This window comes from Streptomyces diastatochromogenes, assembly GCF_002242805.1.
In the GTDB taxonomy this organism is placed as follows: domain Bacteria; phylum Actinomycetota; class Actinomycetes; order Streptomycetales; family Streptomycetaceae; genus Streptomyces; species Streptomyces diastatochromogenes.
This window is the reverse complement of the sequence record NZ_MCGQ01000016.1, coordinates 1-17,164: the sequence shown is the minus strand read 5'-3', so window position 1 is coordinate 17,164 and position 17,164 is coordinate 1. Positions and strand designations below refer to the sequence as shown.

The following is a 17,164-nucleotide window of genomic DNA, read 5'->3' as shown; positions in this document are numbered from 1 at the left end:
GGGACTGCAGGGCGAGAAGCGATAAAATTACCCAAATGACGGCGAGGTCTCCTGAGAAACGCGGAGTCCCGCACAGCGCTGGTGTGCGGGGCAGGTTGCTGCCCTTCCTGCCCGCTCTACTGCTGCTCATCGGCCTGCTCATCGGCCTCTTCACACCCCGCGCTGTCAGGCCGGATGCCTTCCTCGCCACAGCCATGATCGCCGGCGCCGCACTGCTGCCCCTGTGGGGGACCGTGCTCACCGGAGTGGGCGCGTGCGGCATCTTCGTCGGCCTGATGGCCGACTTCGACGCGCTGCAGGATGCGACCGCCTACTCCGAGCTGGCCACCCTCGTGGCGATTGCGGTATTCGCGGTCTTCTTCAACCGCCTGCTGGACCGACGCGCCCATCAGCTGGTTCAGGTCCGCTCAGTGGCCGAGACCGCCCAGCTGGCGGTGCTGCATCCGATTCCACGACACCTCGGTCACGTCACACTCGAGAGCCTGTACCTGGCCGCTGCGGCGGAAGCCCGGATCGGCGGCGACCTGTACGAAGCGATACGCACCCCGCACGGCGTACGGCTGCTCATCGGCGACGTACGCGGCAAAGGCCTGCTCGCGATGCAGGCGGCGGCGATGCTGCTCAGCGCCTTCCGTGAGGCCGCCCACGACGCGCCCGACCTACCCCACCTCGCATGCCGCCTGGAGACGAGCGTGAACCGCAACGCCTCCAAAACCCCGGAGATCCCTGGCTCGGAGATCGCCGAACGTTTCGCCACCGCGCTCCTCGCCGAGATCCCGGACGACGAACCGGTCGTCCGGACCGTCACCTGCGGCCACCCTCCCCCACTGCTGCTGCACCGCGGCGAGGTACGGGAGCTGCAGCCCGCCGCCCCCTCGCCGCCACTCAACCTCGGCGACCTGGTGAGCGACGGTTACCACGTCGACCTCACCCCCTTCCACCCCGGAGACCAGCTCCTGCTGTACACCGACGGGGTCACCGAGACCCGCGACCGGTCCGGCACCTTCTACCCCCTTGCCGAACGCGTCCGCTCATGGAGCGGCGACGCCCCCCACCAGCTCCTCGACCATCTCCACCGCGATCTGATCGCCTACAGCGGCGGCGCCCTCGACGACGACATCGCCGCCCTCGTCGCCCGGCGGCGCCCGAGCCTCTGATCGGCGGGCGTTGCGTCCCGGCCAGGGTCAGGTGGACGTGGGGCGAGTGTCCTTCAGGGCGTCTATGAAGGGGGTGAAGGCCGCGGTCGGGAAGGTGAGGGTTGCTCTGGCTGGGGTCTTGGAGTCGCGTATGGCTATGTGGGTGTCCAGGTCCGCGATCTCGACGCAGTCGTTGCCCTCACCTCCACCGGAGAAGGACGACTTCTGCCAGATATATGGGGTCGGCATGCTCACAGCTCCTTGGCCAACTGGTGGATGAGTTCGCGCGACTGCTGCGGGGCCAGCGCTTCCCCCTTCACCTTATGGAACAGCTTTCGAAAGTGCTCCAGCTGGGCTTCGGAGTCGACGAACGCCGTGCCGTGCGGAGCGTCGCGCACGACGGTATCCAGCCGGGGAACCGCTCCCCCCAGGTGAACCATGGTGCTACCCGCTCCCGCGAAGTCATCCAGCCCGAACGGGATGACCCGAACCGTGACATGGGCGGCCTCGGACACCTCCAGAATGCGGTTCAGTTGAGCCCGTGAGGCTGCACGTCCGGCCACCCTGATGCGGAGCGCCGCCTCGTGGATCACGGTCTCGTACGGGATAGGGGCAGGTCCGTTGATGACGACCCTTCGCTTCATCCTGTGTTCCACTCGGAGGTCGACTTCACTGTCTGGGAACTCCGGGTTCAGGTAGGCAAAGAGGGCTCGGGCGTAGTCCTCTGTCTGGAACAGCCCAGGTACGTGGATGACCGCCACGTCATGGCGGAATCTCGCGTGATGGTCCAGTTCGGCGAGGTCCTGATAGGCGGCAGGCAGGACTCCCCGGAAGTCCTCCCACCAACCGCGCGTGCGGTCGGTCGCCATTGCCGCCAGGGCATCGATCAACCCTTCGTCCGAACATGCGTAGTTGGCGGCGAGCCGCCGCACACGCTGCTCACTCACCCCTGCGACCCCGGACTCCATCTGGCTCATCTGGACGGAGTTCACCCCGAGGAGGCCGGCCGCCTCGGTGGCTTTGAGCCCGGCGGCTTCGCGGAGTCTCCGGAGTTCGGTCCCCAAACGCACCTGGCGTGCTGTGGGGTGCCGTCGTGCTGGCACGGCGTCCTTCTTTCCTCAACGGCTGTGGTGAGGCTCCTCGTTCGGGGTCAGGTTACGCGACCCGCTTGCAGCGAATGAAATTTATGACCTACCGTCAGTGACCAAGCGCACACGCAACGGAAGTGCACCGCTTCGCCCTGCCATGACGGTTGTGGCAATGCCACCGTGCGTGAAATCCCCTCCCTCTGAACGGAGTTGACGCATGCCTGAAACCTGGGACTACACGCTCTACATCCCGAACGACCTCAGAGCCGTAACCGTCTGTCGTCGCACCCTGCGCCTGATCCTGACGCTGCACGGACTGGTCGGGCTGGTGGACACGGCGGAACTCCTCGCAACGGAGTTGATCTCGAACGCGGTACGACACACGAAGGGGCCGGCTGCGCTGAGGGTGCGCCGCTCCCCGGAGGGAGTCGTGTGGATCGGGGCGTGGGACACGGACCCCGGGCCGCCGGAGCCTCCGCGACCGTTGGAGCAGGTTGCTGAGCTGGAGGAGGGGCGGGGGTTGGCGCTGGTCCGGGCTTGCGCGGACTACTGGGGCTGGCAGCCGTCGGCGAGGTTCGGGAACCGGGGGAAGTTCGTGTGGTGTGAGCTGGGGGCGGCGTGATGGTCAGCTCGTCACACGAGGCGCTGCACCGGATCTTCCAGAAGGACCCGGCGTTACTGACTCGGGCCTTACAGCAGGTGCTGGACGTGCCGTTTCCCGAGCCGCGGGAGATCGCCGCGCTGAACGTGGACCTGACGGAGATCGAGCCGGTCGAGCGGCGGGTGGACACGTTGTTGCGGGCGGAGACGGACGAGGGGACGTATCTCCTGGTGGTCGAGTCACAGGGGAAGGTGGACGACCGCAAACAGGGCAGCTGGCCGTACTACCTGTCCTACCTGCACGAGAAGTACCGCTGCGAGCCGGTGCTGATCGTGGTCACGCAGAACAGCGCTACGGCACGGTGGGCGTCCCGCCCGATCCGGCTGGGTTTCCCGGGCTGGGAATCGTTGACGGTACGACCCCTGGTCCTGGGCCCGGACAACGTCCCGGTGATCGTGGACGAGCGGCAGGCGGAACGGGATGTACCCCTTGCGGTGCTCTCGGCAATGACACACGGGCGTGGCCCGCAAGCCGCAGCCATACTGGAGTCCCTGGCCTCCGCCCTGCGGACCATCGACCCCGACAGTGCCGCGGTCTTCGTGCAGTTCGTCGATTCATGCCTGGCCGACCCCCAGGCGAAGCAGATGTGGAGGGACCTGATGACGGCGATCCAGTACTTCTGGCGACACCCGCTCGCAGAGCAAGTGCGCGAGGAGGGGCGAGAGCAGGGACTGGAGCAGGGGCGGGTCGAGGCCAAGGCCGAGATGGTGCTCCACATCCTGGAGTGGCGTGGCATTCAGGTGACAGACGCGGTCCGCGAGCGCGTGGAGGCGTGCACGGACCTGGACCAGCTCGAGGGCTGGGCTCAGCGAGCGGTACACGCCACGGACGCGGAGGAACTGTTCGCCGAAGGGTGACGGAATTGAGTGAGAGGACATTCCGCAGAGCCGATCACCGGCGAAGAAGCGGGAGTCGACCTCCTACTGGGGGGCGTTCGGCGCAGTTATCCGTTCCGACTGGGCGAAGACCTTGGTGGCCTCAGGCGAGGGCGCCCAGGTCGGGACAGTTTCCGTGTTGCCCGGGGACCACCGGTCCGCACTGACGTCAGTGGTCTGTCGATGCCTCGAGCTGGTACCCCGGACCATGCATTCGAGGGGACCAGTCATGCCGGCTCCATAGGACGGGATCCCCCATTGCGGGCCTCAAAGAAAGAACGAGGGTGCGGTCGGAGCGACGCGGATACGGTAGCGAATTCCCAACCGTTTCAATACTCACTGCGTCACCGATCGAGATATCCCCGTTCTCTGTTCGCGTGCGAGATGCCTCTCAGTCTTCAAGCAAGTCGCTAACGTACTCGCGGAGTTCAGGCTGCAGTTCCCCCAGCCGGATCTCTCGCAGTGGTGCGACATGGCCCATGATGACATGACCAGTCGACATCAGTTCGAGGATCGCGTGGAGTTCGGACTCCAGCGCCGAATTATCCTCCTCGGAGGCCGCAGCGGCTGAAAGCAGCGTTGCCAACGCGGAAGCCTGGGCCGGCGAATAGGCGCTCAACCTGTCGGTCACTTCGTCAGCGGCGCGTTCCCGAACAGCCGGTTCGGCATCCAGGACCTTGCGAACCATGTCGATGAATTCAAGGGATTTCACGTGTAGACACCTAGTTAGATCAATACGGTAGCGGGAACTGGCTCGGCCAGGGAATGTGCGTACCGTTGGCCGCATCCGGATTATAGTGCGGACTGTTCGGGTTGTGGACCTGTCGATGGTACAAGTTCCCCGCCTCATCCTGATATTTTCCGCCGATCGAGATGCGATAGACGTCACCGTTTGCCGCATTCGAACCCGCCGGGGCGGTCCCGTCCTTGTCGTGCACCCTGAGTCGAACCGTATTTCCTGTCTCGGGATCCTTCCACTTGTATTCGACCCCTTTTTGTGCGCCACCGTTGGGGTCCGGTTTGAGTACTCGCATCTCGGCGTCATCAGGAATGATGTCAAGCGGATTGTGGTTCCTCAGGTCCCAGCCGCCGTCCTTGATACGAGGCGGACAGGGAGTCAGGCCGAGCGGATCAACCCACGCATGTGGGTTGAGCACGTATGCGACGGGATTAGGCGCGGGCTCCAGGCCGAGCGGGTCCGACGTGAGGTACCGGGCTGTCGACGGGTCGTAATGACGGCAGTAGTTATAGTGGAGGCCAGTTTCAGGATCGTAGTACTGACCAGGGAAGCGTAGCGGCGTATAAGTGGTGCTGTTCGCCGCCCACGCCGTCGTGCCCCACAGGGTGCTGCGTGTGCGCCACGCGATGTCGCCCTGTTCGTCGATGAGTTCGCTGGGCGTGCCGACGAGGTCGGTGACAATGGCGAAGAAACGGGAGTCGATCTCGTCCTGGGGCGCATGGGCCGTGGTGACGCGTTCCGTCTGAGCGACAGGGTGCAGGCCCTGGTGGTCCCAGGTGAGCGTGACCGGGTTCGGCAGTTCCGGGGCTTTCGTCGTCTGTTCGCAGAGGGTGGTGCCGTCCCAGGTGAAGTCGACTCGCTCGACTACCGTTTCGCCGTCCGGCACCAAGCGGAGTTTTGCCGTACGGCGTCCCAGTGGGTCGTAGGTGTAGCGCCAGCGGGTGCCGTCCGGAGTCACTACCGACGTCAGGCGGTCCTCGGCGTCCCATTCGTAGCGCCAGGTGTCCGGCTTACGGGATAGGCGGGTCTTCTGGCGGAGGGTGATGCGGCCGAGGGCGTCGTGTTCGTAGCGGACGTTACCGGCCCGGGTGATGCGGGTGCCTGTGTAGGTGCGGGCTCCGACTGCCTCCTGGCCCGGGTGGTCCGTCGGCCAGCTCGCCTGGGTCTGGTTGCCTGCGTCGTCGTAGGCGTAGCGCTCCGTCCAGTTCGCCGCGTGCACCGCCGTTACCCGGCCCGCCGCGTCCAGGTCGAAGCGGCGGGAGCCGTTGAGGCTGTCTTCAACGCCTATCAAGTTGCCGTCGGCTCGATAGGAGTACGCCCGGTGTTGAACCGCTCGGCCGCCCACTCCGGTCACCGACTGGCTGGTGAGGCAGCCCAGAGTATCGAAGGTGTGCTCCAGGACAATCGTTCCGCCGATGTGACGGGACAGCTCGCGGCCTGCCTCGTCATAGGCGAAGTCGATGGCGTGGCCTGAGGCCGTCATGCCGATGCGGCGCCCTACGGCGTCGTACGACCAAGTCGTCGTGGCTCCGGTGGGGGTCGTGCGGCCGGTGCAGCGACCCAGCGCGTCGTACTTGTACGTCAGGGTACGGCCGTTGACCGATTCCGAGTGCAGACGGCCGTAGCGATCACGTAGAAGCGTGAGCGTCGTGCCGTCCGGACCGATGGCCTGAGCGAGTTGGTCCGTGAAGTCGTAGGCGTACGTCGTAACCTGGCCGACCGCATCCTTGCGAGTCACCTGGCCCAGTTCGTTCCGCTCGAAGGACACCACCTCGCCGAGAACGTTTCTGCGCGAGGTAAGGCGACCTGCTGCATCGTGCGTGTAGGTGAGGGTGCGGTCGTCGAAGTCCGTTTCCGTCGCAAGGCGGCCTGCCGCGTCGTACCCATACGTCCACGTCAGGCCCTGCGGGTTGGTCACCTTCGTCAGACGCAGTTCGCTGTCGTGGTCGAACTCGTAGCGGATCCCGTCCGGGCCGGTGCGTGCCGTCAGCAGGTCGAAGTGGGTGTACTCGAAGCGTGAAATGCCGCCCAGCGCATCCGTGTGGCTTGTGCAGTTGCCCTCACCGTCGTATGTCCATGACTCGGTCGTGCCGTCTGGGGCCGTACGGCTCGACGGGTGGCCTTCTACCGTCCACTCCAGGTGCGTGACCGCACCCATTGGGTCCGTCATCGTGATCGCGCGGCCGACAGCGTCCCGTACGTAGCGCGTCACCGCGCCCAGCGGATCCGTCACCTGCACCGGGAGACCCGCACGATCACACACGACGCTTGTCGTGTTGCCCAACGGATCCGTCACGGACGTCAGGTGGCCGGCCTCCGTGTACGTGAAGTGGGTCGCCTGGCCCGCCGGGTCCGTCACCGACGTGCGGTTGCCTCGCTCGTCGAATCCCCGCCGGATCACCGTGCCGTCCGGATTCACCATCTTCACCAGAAGACCGAGTTCGTTGTACTCAGCCCGCGCCTCACGGCCGTCCGGGCGGACGACCGACGTGAGGTTGCCCGCCTCGTCGTAGCGGAACGTCGTTGTGTGCCCCAGCGGGTCCGTCTGGGACAGCAGGCGGTTGTAGCGGTCACGCCGGTATCTGGTCTCGGCGCCGAGCGGGTCGATCACGGCTACGACCTGTCGGGCGTCGTTGACCAGGTAGCGACTGCTGTGGCCTTCGCCGTTGGTCGCCGTGGTCACACGCAGGCCCGTCTCCGGGTCCGGTGCTGCGTAGGAAAAGCGCGTAGCCATGTGGCCCGCGGAGCCGGTCTGGGCTATGCAGCGGTCCTGCTCGTCGTACTCGTACGTGTAGCTGCGGTCGTTCGTGTCCGTCCAGGACGTGACCCGGCCCGAGTCGTCGTAGGTGAAGCGGAGGGGCAGCCCCGAGGAGTTGATGACCTCTGTGAGGTTGCCGTCCGTGTAGCCGAAGCGTTTCAGCTCCTGGCCGGTCGCCGCCAGGTGGTAGGCCGTCACGCGGCCCGAGTGCGTCGTGATGCGGACGCCCTGGCCGGCGCTCGTCACTACGGCCAGCGGCGTTCCCTCCTCGTCGTACTCGAAGGTGATCCAGTTTCCGTTGCGGTCGTCTATCTGCTCCAGCACCGCCACGTTTTCGCCCCGGTCCGCGAAGTGCCAGGTGCGGAGCGTGTGCGGGTCGGTGATCGTGTAGCCGTCGGCCACGCGGTCCAAGGGCCAGCGGGGGCCGTGGGACGGGAGGGTGGGCAGGCCCGGGGCCGGGTGCGGGTACGCCAGGAGCAGGCCGTCCTCCGTGACGAAGACGACTCCCTTCGCGTCGATCTCCAGACGCTGGTCCAGGGTGGAGGACCAAGAGGGGCCGAACCAGCGCCCCAGGTGGTAGCCGGACTCCACCCGCCGCTTGAGGACCAACGGCAGCACACCCGGGAGGGGGACGTCGGTCTGCGGCAGGAACATCTTTCCGGTGGCCACGTCGACCGGATCGCCGCAGTCCTCCACGGCGTTCTCTTGGCGGGAGTGGTCCTGCGGGTTGTCGTCCACCTCCCCGCGGGCAGTGTTCCCGCCCGCACCCTCCGCCGCACCGCCTTCACCGGCCGCCGCTTCCTCGGCCCCCGTTGCCCCGTCCTCCGCAACCCGGACACCGTCCGCAGCCACCCCCTCGGCCCCCGCCTCCGGTATCAGGAACTGGGGAGCGAGCTCGCCGCCGACCCCGCCGGGGTCTTCGAGGAAGGACTTCCACAGACCGTCAGCGGTCGAAGTGGGGTGGGTGACCATGTGGACGGCGCCGCCCAGGAGTTCCACCTTGGCCTGGAGCGCCTCGTAGGGATGCGTGACCGCGTACGGATCGAGCGGGTTCGCGTTGCGGGCCAGGTTGTTCAGGTCGCCGAGGCCGCGCATGAAACCGCCGAAGAAGCGCATGTCCTCCGTCTTGGCGGCGTCCAGGACGTCGGCGCCGTCGAGCTTGAGCTGGTTGAGGGCCGACGGCTCATGCGGGGCGTGCTGCAGGGCGTGTTTGAGGCGGTCGGCGGCCTCCGTGGCGAGGTGGGTGCGCTGGCGTCGGGCGGCGGTCAGGATCTGCTCGGCCGCGTGCTTGGCCTCGTCGCCCGGGTCCTGTTCCGAGGGCTTCGGTCCAGGGTCCTTCTTGCCCGCCTCGACGGCGTCCTTGTACGTCTGCACATTCTGCTGATGGGTCTGAGAGGCGGCTTTGCCCTCGCGGTACTTCGCCACCGCCTCCCGTGCCTGAGCCTGCGCCCATTCCACCGTGTGCGCGAAGTTCTCCAGGGCCGAGGAGGCCTCACCGCAAGCCTCGGCGGCCTGACGCCATTTGACCTGGTGCGTGGCGAACTTCTTACGGAAAGCGTCGGCGGCCTCGCCCTTGAAGTCCGACGAGTCCAGCTGCTGCATACCTGCCGCGACAGCGCCGAAGGACGTCGCGAAGTTCCGCAGATGTCCCGCCGTCTCGCGGAGCTTCGCCGGGTTGCCGTGGATCAGTTCCTTCGGGTCCTCGGTCTCATCCAGCTGCTGCTCGTCCACATGCGCGCCCAGCTTGGACGCGGTGGAGTCGCCCCAGTCGTCGACCTTGTCGGCCGCGCCGTGCGCACCGGCCCAGTCGAGCGCGTCACCCACGCCATGGGCGCCCTCGTCGATGACATGCCCCGTTGCCCGCTTGACGTGGTCGTAGCCGGACTTCAGTGACCCCAGGGCACTGTTGAACTTCCCCGTGAGAGACATCAGTTGCCGTCACCGGTCCCCGTCACGTCCCGCACGATGGACGGTGTGATCGGGATCGGGCTCCCCGGCGCGCCCTCACTCGTCTCCACGTCCGTGAGCATGCCCTTCCCGGTCTGCTTCACGGTCTTCACCAGGTTGTCGCGGTCCTTCTCGCCGTAACCCGTCGTCTGTGCGGCATGGTTGATCTGATCCAGGCTCTGCTTCTCCACCTTGTCGTTGGAGGCGAAGGGATCTCCGACCACGGAGTTGTAGGCGACCTTCAGCGAGCCCTTCACGTACTCGTCCGTCTGGTGGAAGGTGCCGGCTGCCAGCCCCATCCCCTCCGCGAGCGCGTTGCCCTCCTGCATCAGATCGCGCACTCCCCACTGCCAGCGCTCGCAGAAGGTGTGCAGCATCGCGCCCAGCTGGTCGTCGCCGACGTCCATGCCGTCCATCTCCAGGCCGGTGAAACCGCGACCCGCGCCCGCCCAGCCCTTCATCCCACCCAGCGAATCCATCTCGCTCAGCGCCTTGTTGATGCCTTCGGCGATCGACTTCAGCCCCTGCACCTGCAGATCCGGCTGCCCGCCCCCGCTCGGTGACGTCACTGCTGCCCCTCCCCCGTCGTCAGTCCTGCGGTCTCGGCGCCCGAGTCCTTGTCCAGCACGCCAGGCGTGCCTGTTCCGGTTCCGATTTCCCCGCCTGTGCCGGTTTCCGGCCGATCCACCGCGACCGTCTCCGGCACGATCCCGACGACCGGCGGCAGCACCAGGCCCCGCTCGCCGTCACCGGCATCCACCAAGACCCCGCACGGCAGCCCGGTCCCCGCCACCGCCGGTACACCGGCGTCCAGCACCGCGGCACCCCACACCGCCCGGTACCGCCAGGTCCGGCCGTCCTCCCCGCGCGCCCTCGCATACCGCGCGAGCGCCGCCTCATCGGTGAACGCGAGCAGCCACCGCGCCCCGTGCATCTCCACCGTCAGGGCGGCACCGTTCTCCCCGTACGGGACGAGGACGCGACGACGCCGGAACTCACCGAGCCGCGTACGGAACCGGCGCCGGTGAATTCTGAGTTGGACGGCCTGTTCCGCGGAGAGTGGCGCGTTGTGCCGGTCGGCCGACTGGGCGGCTACGGATTCCGGGGCGGCCGTTGTCGCAGGCCCGGCCGTCATTTCCGTCGCCGCTGCTGCACGCCTCGCGATGGCGAATGTGGCGAATTTCGGGTGCGATTGAGCTTCAGAGGAGACATCGGCCGGAGGCGATGGTGCACGGCTCGCGTGCAGAACCGTCTGCTCCGCAATGTCCGACAGCGCCGACCTGGGCCGATGCACCTCGGTCTCGTCCGTCGCCCCCGCCGATCCCGTCGGCTCAGCGCTGCCCACGGCGCCTTCCCCCTCACCGGTGGTGTCTTGTTCCGTTCACTGCTTTCACTCAGTGAACGACCTTCAACACTCACATGCGTGGGTTGACGCGAGCAACGCCCAACCGATCAACAATGGGCAAAAGTCGGTTAATTGGCGCCCCAACCTCGTCCGTCTCGGAGGGAGCACGGGCAGAAGGCGTCTCCTGCCGACCTGCTAGGGGCTGTCTCCAGTTGAGATCATTGGCAGATCCGGCCCGCGTCCCGAGCCGGCCACGTGATGAGGACTCGAAGCGCACCCTGGAGCGGGAGCATCGCAGCGTCACTCACACGTCACCCTCAAGTTCCACCGGATGCTCCCTGTGGAGCGCAGCCTTGGCTCCGCGACCAGAGCTGACCAGGGCTGCTGCGGAAGCGGCAACAGTGACGGCGAGTATGGGCATCGTGACCAGCTGGGCCGCGTCAGCGGTATTCGTGATCAGCGCCGCAACACAGGCGATGCCTGTCGTCGTCACAGCGAACGCCACCGCAACCCCGGACAGGGCAAGCAACCGCAAGACCTTGGCAGATGGTCGGCACCGGGTGACGACGACAGCAGGCGTCACCGCCACGGAAATGAGGAACGCTGCCGGCCCGAGCACCGCCAAGGCCCCGACCCAATAGGAGATCGGATCGATGGAGGCGAACGCCAGGAGCAACGGCGCGATCAGCCACGTGGGCAGCGTCGGGATGAGAACCACCAGCGGGCGCCACGCGGTCCAGTCGCCGGCTCTGGAGGTTTCCACAAGGAGCGCGAGGGCACCGACCAGCAGGATGAGCCCAGCGCCGTACATGGCGTACTCCGCAACGTCGAGCAGTCGGCGCACCAGGTCCGGAGTCGGCCAAGGTCCCTCGGACAGGATGAAGTTCACTATCGGCAGGGCATACAGTGCGGCGCACCAGGCGACCCAGGTGGTGGCGACGCTTGCCTGCATACGGCGGCGGTGCCGTTCGGCGGACTGATCGGGCATCACCGGGTGAAGCCATGCCCGCAGCGCGCCGACAAGGAGGTCCGCGACGACGCTCGGGCGGGCGCCGGTGTCCTCGACCAGCGCTTCAAGTTCGCAACCGTAGCGCTCCCGGAACGAGGGAGGGTATGCCCGCAAGGCCAGCCGGGCTGCCATGTCGATCACGCGTTTGCTACCCCCAGTCGGGTCAACCCGGTACGTGCGAAGCGGGCCATCGCCCGGAGTTTTTCGTCGAGTACGGCCTGGCCTTCCGCGGTGATGCGGTAGGGCCGCCGACGCTCGTCCTCGTCCAGCGGCGCGACCAGGCCGCGTTCCTCCAGCCGCGCGATGGCGGCATACAGCGTGCCCGGTCCCAGCCTGATGGATGTCTGTTCCTCGACGTCCTTGGTGATCGCGTAGCCGTGCTTGGGGCCGTCGGCCAGGCTGGCCAGGATCAGCAGCGCGGGTTCGGCCCATCCGACGCGGTCCCGTTGACGTGGCATCGGGCACCTCCTTCGTTCCTCCCGACTACTACGTTATACGATACTGCGTAGTACGTAGTAGTTATCGATCAAGAACGGCTCGATCAACTCCCCATCCCTATCCACGCCTTGATCAGAACTCAGGACACGCCTAGGGCACCCGCACCCGCCGGAACTCGATGGTCTCGTACGCCCCCTTCGCCCCTGTCTCGTACAGGAGGCCGACCGTGCCCCGGCCGAGCTGGGCCAGGTCGGAGTAGGCGGCCGGGCGGCGGCCGGAGAGTGTGAGCAGCTTGGTGAAGGTGTGGCCGGCGTTCGTGCTGGACCAGAGGGCCATGGCTCGGCGGGCCGTGGGCTCGGAGGGGGCCGAGAACATCAACGGGGCGTCACGGCCCTGGAGTTGGAGGACGCTGCCCTCGACCACCGGCACGGCGTCGAGGGTGTGCTGCACGCGGAAGGGACGGTCGAGGGTCGCGCCTCCGTCGCTGGAGTACGTGTCGAGGCGGTTGCCGGGGGCGCTGCCGTACTGGTCGCGGGCGCTGAAGTACACGCGGCCGTCCGGGAGTTGGGCGGCGCTGGTCTCGTTGGTGTTGGTCCCGCCGTCGTAGGTGTCGTCCACGAAGCCGAGGTGCCAGGTGCGGCCGCCGTCGTCGCTGTAGAGCGCGTGGCCGCCGTCGTATCCGGGCCCCTGGCCGGTGTCCGGGGAGCCCGGGAGCGGGGCCGTGGAGTGGTTGGCGGGGACGAGGAGGCGGCCGGCGTGCGGGCCGCGGGTGAGGGCCAGGGCGTGGCCGGGGCCGGTCGCGTACCAGCGCCAGTCCGGTGGCTTCACCTCGGCCGTGATGTCGCGCGGAGGTGTGAAGTGGCGGCCGTCGTCCCTGCTGCGCTGGACGAACACCCGGCGGCTCTGCTCGGGCGTGACCTCGCCGCGCATGATCTGGTCCTCCGTCACGACCCCGCTGTTGTACGAGGTGACGAGGACGACGGCGCCGGAGCGCGGGTCGACCACGGGTGCCGGGTTGCCCCGGGTGTCGCCCTCCCCCGCGGCCACCACGGTCAGCGGGCCCCAGGTGCAGCCGCCGTCGGTGGAGCGGCGCAGGACGACATCGATGTCACCGGTGTCGGCGGCGCTCGTGCGCCGGCCCTCGGCGAAGGCCAGGACCGTGCCGTGCCGGGTGACGACGGTCGCGGGGATGCGGTACGTGGCGTAGCCGCCCTTCCCGCCCACGTACGGCACGGAGGAGACGCAGCCGGGCGTGGAGTGGGCCGGGTGCAGGGCGGTGAGCGGGGTGAGGAACGCGGTGGCGACGAGAAGCGCGCGGCTCAGCGGGATCACGCCTCACATGCTCCCCGGAATCACCAGCCCCGACTCGTAGCCCACGATGACCAGCTGGGCCCGGTCGCGCGCCCCGAGCTTGCCCATGATCCGGCTCACATGGGTCTTCGCGGTGAGCGGGCTCAGCCCCAGCGCCTCGGCGATCTCCGTGTTGTTGAGGCCCCGGGTGACCAGCGTCAACACCTCCCGCTCCCGGTCCGACAGGCACTCAGGGCCGCCCGTCACGGGCGCCGAGGGGCTGCGCAGGAACCGCTCGATCAGCCGTGCCGTCGGCCCCGGGGAGAGCAGCGCCTCGCCCGCGGCGACCGTCCGGATCGCGTCGAGCAGATCACCCGGACGGGTGTCCTTCACCAGGAACCCGGAGGCGCCGGCGCGCAGCGCGTCCACGATGTTCTCGTCGGTGTCGTAGGTGGTGAGGACCAGCACCTTCACCCCGGCGAGATCCTCGTCGGCGGCGATCAGCCGGGTCGCCTCGATGCCGTCGAGGTCGGGCATGCGGACGTCCATCAGCACCAGGTCGGCGCGTTCGGTGCGGGCGAGGTCGACGGCCTCGCGGCCGGTGGCGGCCTGTCCGACGACCACCATGTCCGGCGCTGACTCCACGAGCATCGCGAACGCGGCCCGCACCAGGGTCTGGTCGTCGGCGAGCAGCACCCGGACGGGGTTCATCTGGTTCCTCCCAGCGGCAGTACGGCCGTCACCTCGAAGCCGTCGGTGTCCTCGCGCGGCCCGGCGGCCAGCGTGCCGCCGACGCTGCGCGCCCGCTCCCGCATGCCGACCAGCCCGTAGCCGGGGGTGCCGTCCGCGGCGCCGGCGCCGTCGTCGGTGACGTGGACGCGGAGGGTCCCCTCGTCCTCGTACACCCGCACCCGCACGGTCAGGTCGTCCCGGCCGCCGTGCCGTACGGCGTTGGTGAGCGCCTCCTGCACGATCCGGTAGGCGGCGGCCCCCACGGCGGGCGGCACCTCGTCCGCCGTGACCGTGAGCTTCACCTGGGCGCCCACGGTCGAGCGGGCGAGGTCGGCCAGGCCGTGCAGGCCGGGCAGCGGGCCGCGGGCGTCCGGGGAGCCGGGGTCGCGCAGCACGTCCAGGGTCGTACGGAGTTCCCCCCGGGAGGTGCGGCAGGTCTCGGCGATCTCGTCGAGGGCCTGGGCGACGGCGGCCCGGTCCAGGCGGCCGGGATCGGCGGCCAGGACGTGGGCGGCGACCGAGGTCTGCACGCCGATCAGGGTGATGCTGTGGGCGAGCAGGTCGTGCAGGTCGCGGGCGATGCGCAGGCGTTCCTCGGCGACCCGGCGGCGGGCCTCCTCCTCGCGGGTGCGTTCGGCCCGCTCGGCGCGTTCCAGGGCGGCGGCCGCGTTCTCCCGGTGGACGCGGATGTAGCCGCCCAGGACGAGCATGGAGACGATCCAGCCGGTGATCTGGAAGGACACCGTGAGCCCGGCCATGCCCTCGTCGATCTTCAGGACCACCATGAGCGCGACGACGGCACAGCCGATGGCCGCCGTGCGCCGGGGGCCGCTGGTGACCGCCACCGTGTAGAGGACGACCATGGAGGCGGCGGTCGGCGCGGAGTGGTTGTAGTCCTGCTGGTGGTAGACCGCGATCAGCGGGATCATGATCGCCAGCGCGGTCAGCGGCGCCCGCCGGCGCCAGACGAGCGGCACGTGCAGGCCCAGCAGCAGGGCCCAGCCCAGCGCGTCCGGGTGCCGTCCGCTGCCGACGGTCACGGCGACCGCGGAGGCCAGGGCGGCGAGGCCGGCGGCGAGGTACGCGTCCTGCCGCAGGGGGTCGGGAGAGAGCGCCGCGAGCCGGGGCCGGGGAGCGCTGATGGTTGCCTGCACGGGGTTCATCTTCCGGTACGGGGGTCAGGCCACGGGCTCCGGTGTGCGCTTCCTCGGCACCTCGGGCGTCCTGGACAGTCGGCCCGGCCACCACACCCACCGCCCCAGGGCCACGCTCGCGCTGGTCACCAGGTAGGTGCGGACGAGGAAGGTGTCCAGCAGCACACCGACGGCGATGACGAAGCCCAGCTCGACCAGCGGGACCAGGCCCATGTTGGTCAGCACGGCGAAGGTGGCGGCGAGGACGAGCCCGGCGGAGGCGATGACCCCGCCGGTGGTGCGCAGTGCCGTCAGCGCGGCCTGTGCCGGCTCGGCGCCCTTGAGGGACTCCTCCCGCATGCGGTGCATCAGGAAGATGCCGTAGTCGACGCCGAGGGCGACCAGGAACACGAAGGAGAGCAGGCCGAGGCCGGGATCGGTGCCGTGGAAGCCGAACAGCGGCTCGAAGACCAGCCCGCCGAGGCCGAGCGCCGCACCCCACACGGCGACCACGGCGGCCACCAGGATCAGCGGCGCGACCAGGGAGCGCAGCAGGGCGATCAGGATCAGCAGCACGGAGAGCAGCACGATCGGTACGACGACCGTCCGGTCCCGGGCGTTGGTGTCCGCCAGGTCCAGCTGCTGGGCGCTCGGCCCGCCGACGTAGGAGCCGGTGAGCCGGTGCCGGAGCGCCTGGATGGTGGCGGTCTCGGCGGCGGACTGGGGCGGCGCGGACGCGGTCACCGTGATCTCGGTCCAGCCTCCGCCGGTACGGCCCTCCGTCGCGCCCGCCACTCCCCGGGTGCCCTCGGCCGTCGCGAGGGTGGCGTCGGCGCGGTCGGCCGGGGTGAGGATCTCGATGGGCTGTGCGGACCGCTGCGGGTAGGCCTTGGCCAGGGTCTCCATGGCGGTGACGGATTCGGGCCGGTCGACGAAGGTGTCCAGCTGCTTCAGCGGTCCGGGCAGGTTGAGCGCGCCCAGTGCGAGCGCGCCGAGCAGGGCGGCGCCGGAGGCGAGGACGGTCAGCGGGCGGCGCCCGGCGGAGGAGCCCATCGCGGCGAACAGCGAGCGGCGGGCGGCCTTGGGCGTGCTGCCGTAGGCGGGCACGAGCGGCCAGAACACGCGGCGGCCCAGCAGCACCAGGACGGCGGGCAGCAGGGTCAGCATCGCGGCCAGCGCGCACAGCACCCCGACCGTGCCGAGCGGGCCCATGCCCCGGCTGGAGTTGAGGTCGGCGGCGAGCAGGCACAGCAGCCCTGCGGCGACCGTGCCGGAGGAGGCCAGCACGGCGGGCCCGCAGCCGCGCAGTGCGGCCCGCATGGCGTCGTACGGCCGCTCGTGGCGCCGTAGCTCCTCGCGGTAGCGGGAGACGAGGAGCAGGGCGTAGTCGGTGCCGGCGCCGAAGACGAGGATCGTCATGATGCCCGCGCTCTGGCCGGAGACGGCGGTGCCGAAGGCCTGGTTGACGGCGTAGGCCGCGGCCCTGGCCAGGAAGTCGGCGAGCCCGGCGACGACGAGCGGGACCAGCCACAGNNCGGCGACCGTCGTGTAGAGCAGGGGTCCGCCGAGAGAGGCGTACACGCCGGACGCGTCGGTGGCGAGGGCCGCCGGACCGCCCACCTCGACCGCCATCCCACCCCGCTCATGGGCGACTTGACGAACGTCGTCGACGAGCGCATCGCGCTTCTTCTCGTCGGTGCCGGGCTCGTTGCTGGTGACCGGGTACATCAGGGTGGTGCCGTCGGCGGACGGGACGCCCCGCGGGGTGGCGGTCAGGGTGTGGCGGTGGGCGATCGTCGCCACCTGCCGTGCGGCCGTCGTCCGGTCGGCGGCGGTGAGTCCGCCCGCGCGGTGGTAGACGAGGACCAGCTCGGTGGTCTCGCCGCCCGGCAGCCGGTCCTGCAGCTTGGCCACCTGGGTGGAATCGGCGGACGCGGGCAGGTAGTCGGTCGCCCGGTCGTGCTGGACGTCGGCGAGCTTGGCGGCGAACGGCCCCGCCACGGCCAGCAGGGC

At 68.9% G+C, this 17,164-nt stretch carries 15 protein-coding genes and 1 pseudogene; 3 read left to right on the top strand and 13 right to left on the bottom strand.

Annotated elements, in window-relative coordinates; all coding sequences use genetic code 11:
- Positions 1 to 35: 35 nt before the first annotated feature.
- The gene (locus BEK98_RS19550) at positions 36 to 1,157 is read left to right on the top strand and encodes a PP2C family protein-serine/threonine phosphatase (protein WP_244201902.1); all 1,122 of its coding nucleotides are present in this window, start codon (positions 36 to 38) and stop codon (positions 1,155 to 1,157) included.
- A 27-nt stretch (positions 1,158 to 1,184) separates the two neighbouring features.
- Here the strand turns inward: BEK98_RS19550 and BEK98_RS19545 are convergent, their stop codons facing one another.
- On the bottom strand, positions 1,185 to 1,385 hold the full coding sequence (locus tag BEK98_RS19545) for a DUF397 domain-containing protein (RefSeq protein ID WP_094217877.1): 201 nt from the start codon (positions 1,383 to 1,385) through the stop codon (positions 1,185 to 1,187).
- Positions 1,386 to 1,387: 2 nt separating this feature from the next.
- Entirely contained in the window at positions 1,388 to 2,239 is an 852-nt protein-coding gene (locus BEK98_RS19540; protein WP_094217876.1) for a helix-turn-helix domain-containing protein, read from the bottom strand.
- Positions 2,240 to 2,441: 202 nt separating this feature from the next.
- Here BEK98_RS19540 and BEK98_RS19535 point away from each other — a divergent pair, with 202 nt between their 5' ends.
- Complete coding sequence (locus BEK98_RS19535) at positions 2,442 to 2,846, top strand: ATP-binding protein (protein ID WP_094217875.1); 405 nt, start codon at positions 2,442 to 2,444, stop codon at positions 2,844 to 2,846.
- Positions 2,846 to 3,742: an RpnC/YadD family protein gene (locus BEK98_RS19530; RefSeq protein WP_094217874.1), complete on the top strand. Its 897-nt coding sequence runs from the start codon at positions 2,846 to 2,848 to the stop codon at positions 3,740 to 3,742. The genes BEK98_RS19535 and BEK98_RS19530 overlap by 1 nt, the downstream gene beginning before the upstream one ends.
- Positions 3,743 to 4,151: 409 nt before the next feature.
- On the opposite strand, the gene BEK98_RS19525 is transcribed toward BEK98_RS19530, so the two are convergent.
- From BEK98_RS19525 to BEK98_RS50060, 11 genes and pseudogenes are all read right to left on the bottom strand, one after another.
- On the bottom strand, positions 4,152 to 4,472 hold the full coding sequence (locus BEK98_RS19525) for a hypothetical protein (protein WP_094217873.1): 321 nt from the start codon (positions 4,470 to 4,472) through the stop codon (positions 4,152 to 4,154).
- Between the two features lie 19 nt (positions 4,473 to 4,491).
- Positions 4,492 to 9,186, bottom strand: a complete 4,695-nt coding sequence (locus tag BEK98_RS19520; protein WP_094217872.1) for a putative T7SS-secreted protein — start codon at positions 9,184 to 9,186, stop codon at positions 4,492 to 4,494.
- Positions 9,186 to 9,773 carry a hypothetical protein gene (locus BEK98_RS19515; RefSeq protein WP_094217871.1) on the bottom strand — a complete coding sequence of 196 codons (588 nt, stop codon included), beginning with the start codon at positions 9,771 to 9,773 and terminating at the stop codon, positions 9,186 to 9,188. The genes BEK98_RS19520 and BEK98_RS19515 overlap by 1 nt, the downstream gene beginning before the upstream one ends.
- A complete protein-coding gene (locus BEK98_RS19510) occupies positions 9,770 to 10,549 on the bottom strand; it encodes a hypothetical protein (RefSeq protein ID WP_143684136.1) in 780 nt (259 codons plus the stop codon). The genes BEK98_RS19515 and BEK98_RS19510 overlap by 4 nt, the downstream gene beginning before the upstream one ends.
- Before the next feature lie 304 nt (positions 10,550 to 10,853).
- The gene (locus BEK98_RS19505) at positions 10,854 to 11,699 is read right to left on the bottom strand and encodes a hypothetical protein (RefSeq protein WP_094217869.1); all 846 of its coding nucleotides are present in this window, start codon (positions 11,697 to 11,699) and stop codon (positions 10,854 to 10,856) included.
- Positions 11,696 to 12,016 (bottom strand): PadR family transcriptional regulator, encoded by a 321-nt coding sequence (locus tag BEK98_RS19500; protein ID WP_094217868.1) that lies wholly within the window; start codon positions 12,014 to 12,016, stop codon positions 11,696 to 11,698. The genes BEK98_RS19505 and BEK98_RS19500 overlap by 4 nt, the downstream gene beginning before the upstream one ends.
- Before the next feature lie 130 nt (positions 12,017 to 12,146).
- Entirely contained in the window at positions 12,147 to 13,328 is a 1,182-nt protein-coding gene (locus BEK98_RS19495; protein ID WP_094217867.1) for a sialidase family protein, read from the bottom strand.
- A gap of 3 nt (positions 13,329 to 13,331) precedes the next feature.
- Positions 13,332 to 13,997 carry a response regulator gene (locus BEK98_RS19490; protein ID WP_094217866.1) on the bottom strand — a complete coding sequence of 222 codons (666 nt, stop codon included), beginning with the start codon at positions 13,995 to 13,997 and terminating at the stop codon, positions 13,332 to 13,334.
- On the bottom strand, positions 13,994 to 15,181 hold the full coding sequence (locus BEK98_RS19485; RefSeq protein ID WP_094217865.1) for a sensor histidine kinase: 1,188 nt from the start codon (positions 15,179 to 15,181) through the stop codon (positions 13,994 to 13,996). The genes BEK98_RS19490 and BEK98_RS19485 overlap by 4 nt, the downstream gene beginning before the upstream one ends.
- Positions 15,182 to 15,196: 15 nt before the next feature.
- Positions 15,197 to 16,684 (bottom strand): annotated as a pseudogene (locus BEK98_RS19480) (MMPL family transporter); the annotation flags it as partial.
- 2 nt (positions 16,685 to 16,686) lie between these two features.
- Positions 16,687 to 17,161, bottom strand: a 475-nt coding sequence (locus BEK98_RS50060; protein ID WP_244201901.1) for an MMPL family transporter, incomplete at its 3' end; no start/stop codon positions are given.
- Positions 17,162 to 17,164 lie beyond the last annotated feature (3 nt).

Coding starts and splice junctions, on each gene's coding strand:
- BEK98_RS19550 (WP_244201902.1), top strand. CDS start 36: ATGACGGCGAGGTCTCCTGAGAAACGCGGAGTCCCGCACAGCGCTGGT.
- BEK98_RS19545 (WP_094217877.1), bottom strand. CDS start 1,385: ATGCCGACCCCATATATCTGGCAGAAGTCGTCCTTCTCCGGTGGAGGT.
- BEK98_RS19535 (WP_094217875.1), top strand. CDS start 2,442: ATGCCTGAAACCTGGGACTACACGCTCTACATCCCGAACGACCTCAGA.
- BEK98_RS19530 (WP_094217874.1), top strand. CDS start 2,846: ATGGTCAGCTCGTCACACGAGGCGCTGCACCGGATCTTCCAGAAGGAC.
- BEK98_RS19520 (WP_094217872.1), bottom strand. CDS start 9,186: ATGTCTCTCACGGGGAAGTTCAACAGTGCCCTGGGGTCACTGAAGTCC.
- BEK98_RS19500 (WP_094217868.1), bottom strand. CDS start 12,016: ATGCCACGTCAACGGGACCGCGTCGGATGGGCCGAACCCGCGCTGCTG.
- BEK98_RS19490 (WP_094217866.1), bottom strand. CDS start 13,997: ATGAACCCCGTCCGGGTGCTGCTCGCCGACGACCAGACCCTGGTGCGG.
- BEK98_RS19485 (WP_094217865.1), bottom strand. CDS start 15,181: ATGAACCCCGTGCAGGCAACCATCAGCGCTCCCCGGCCCCGGCTCGCG.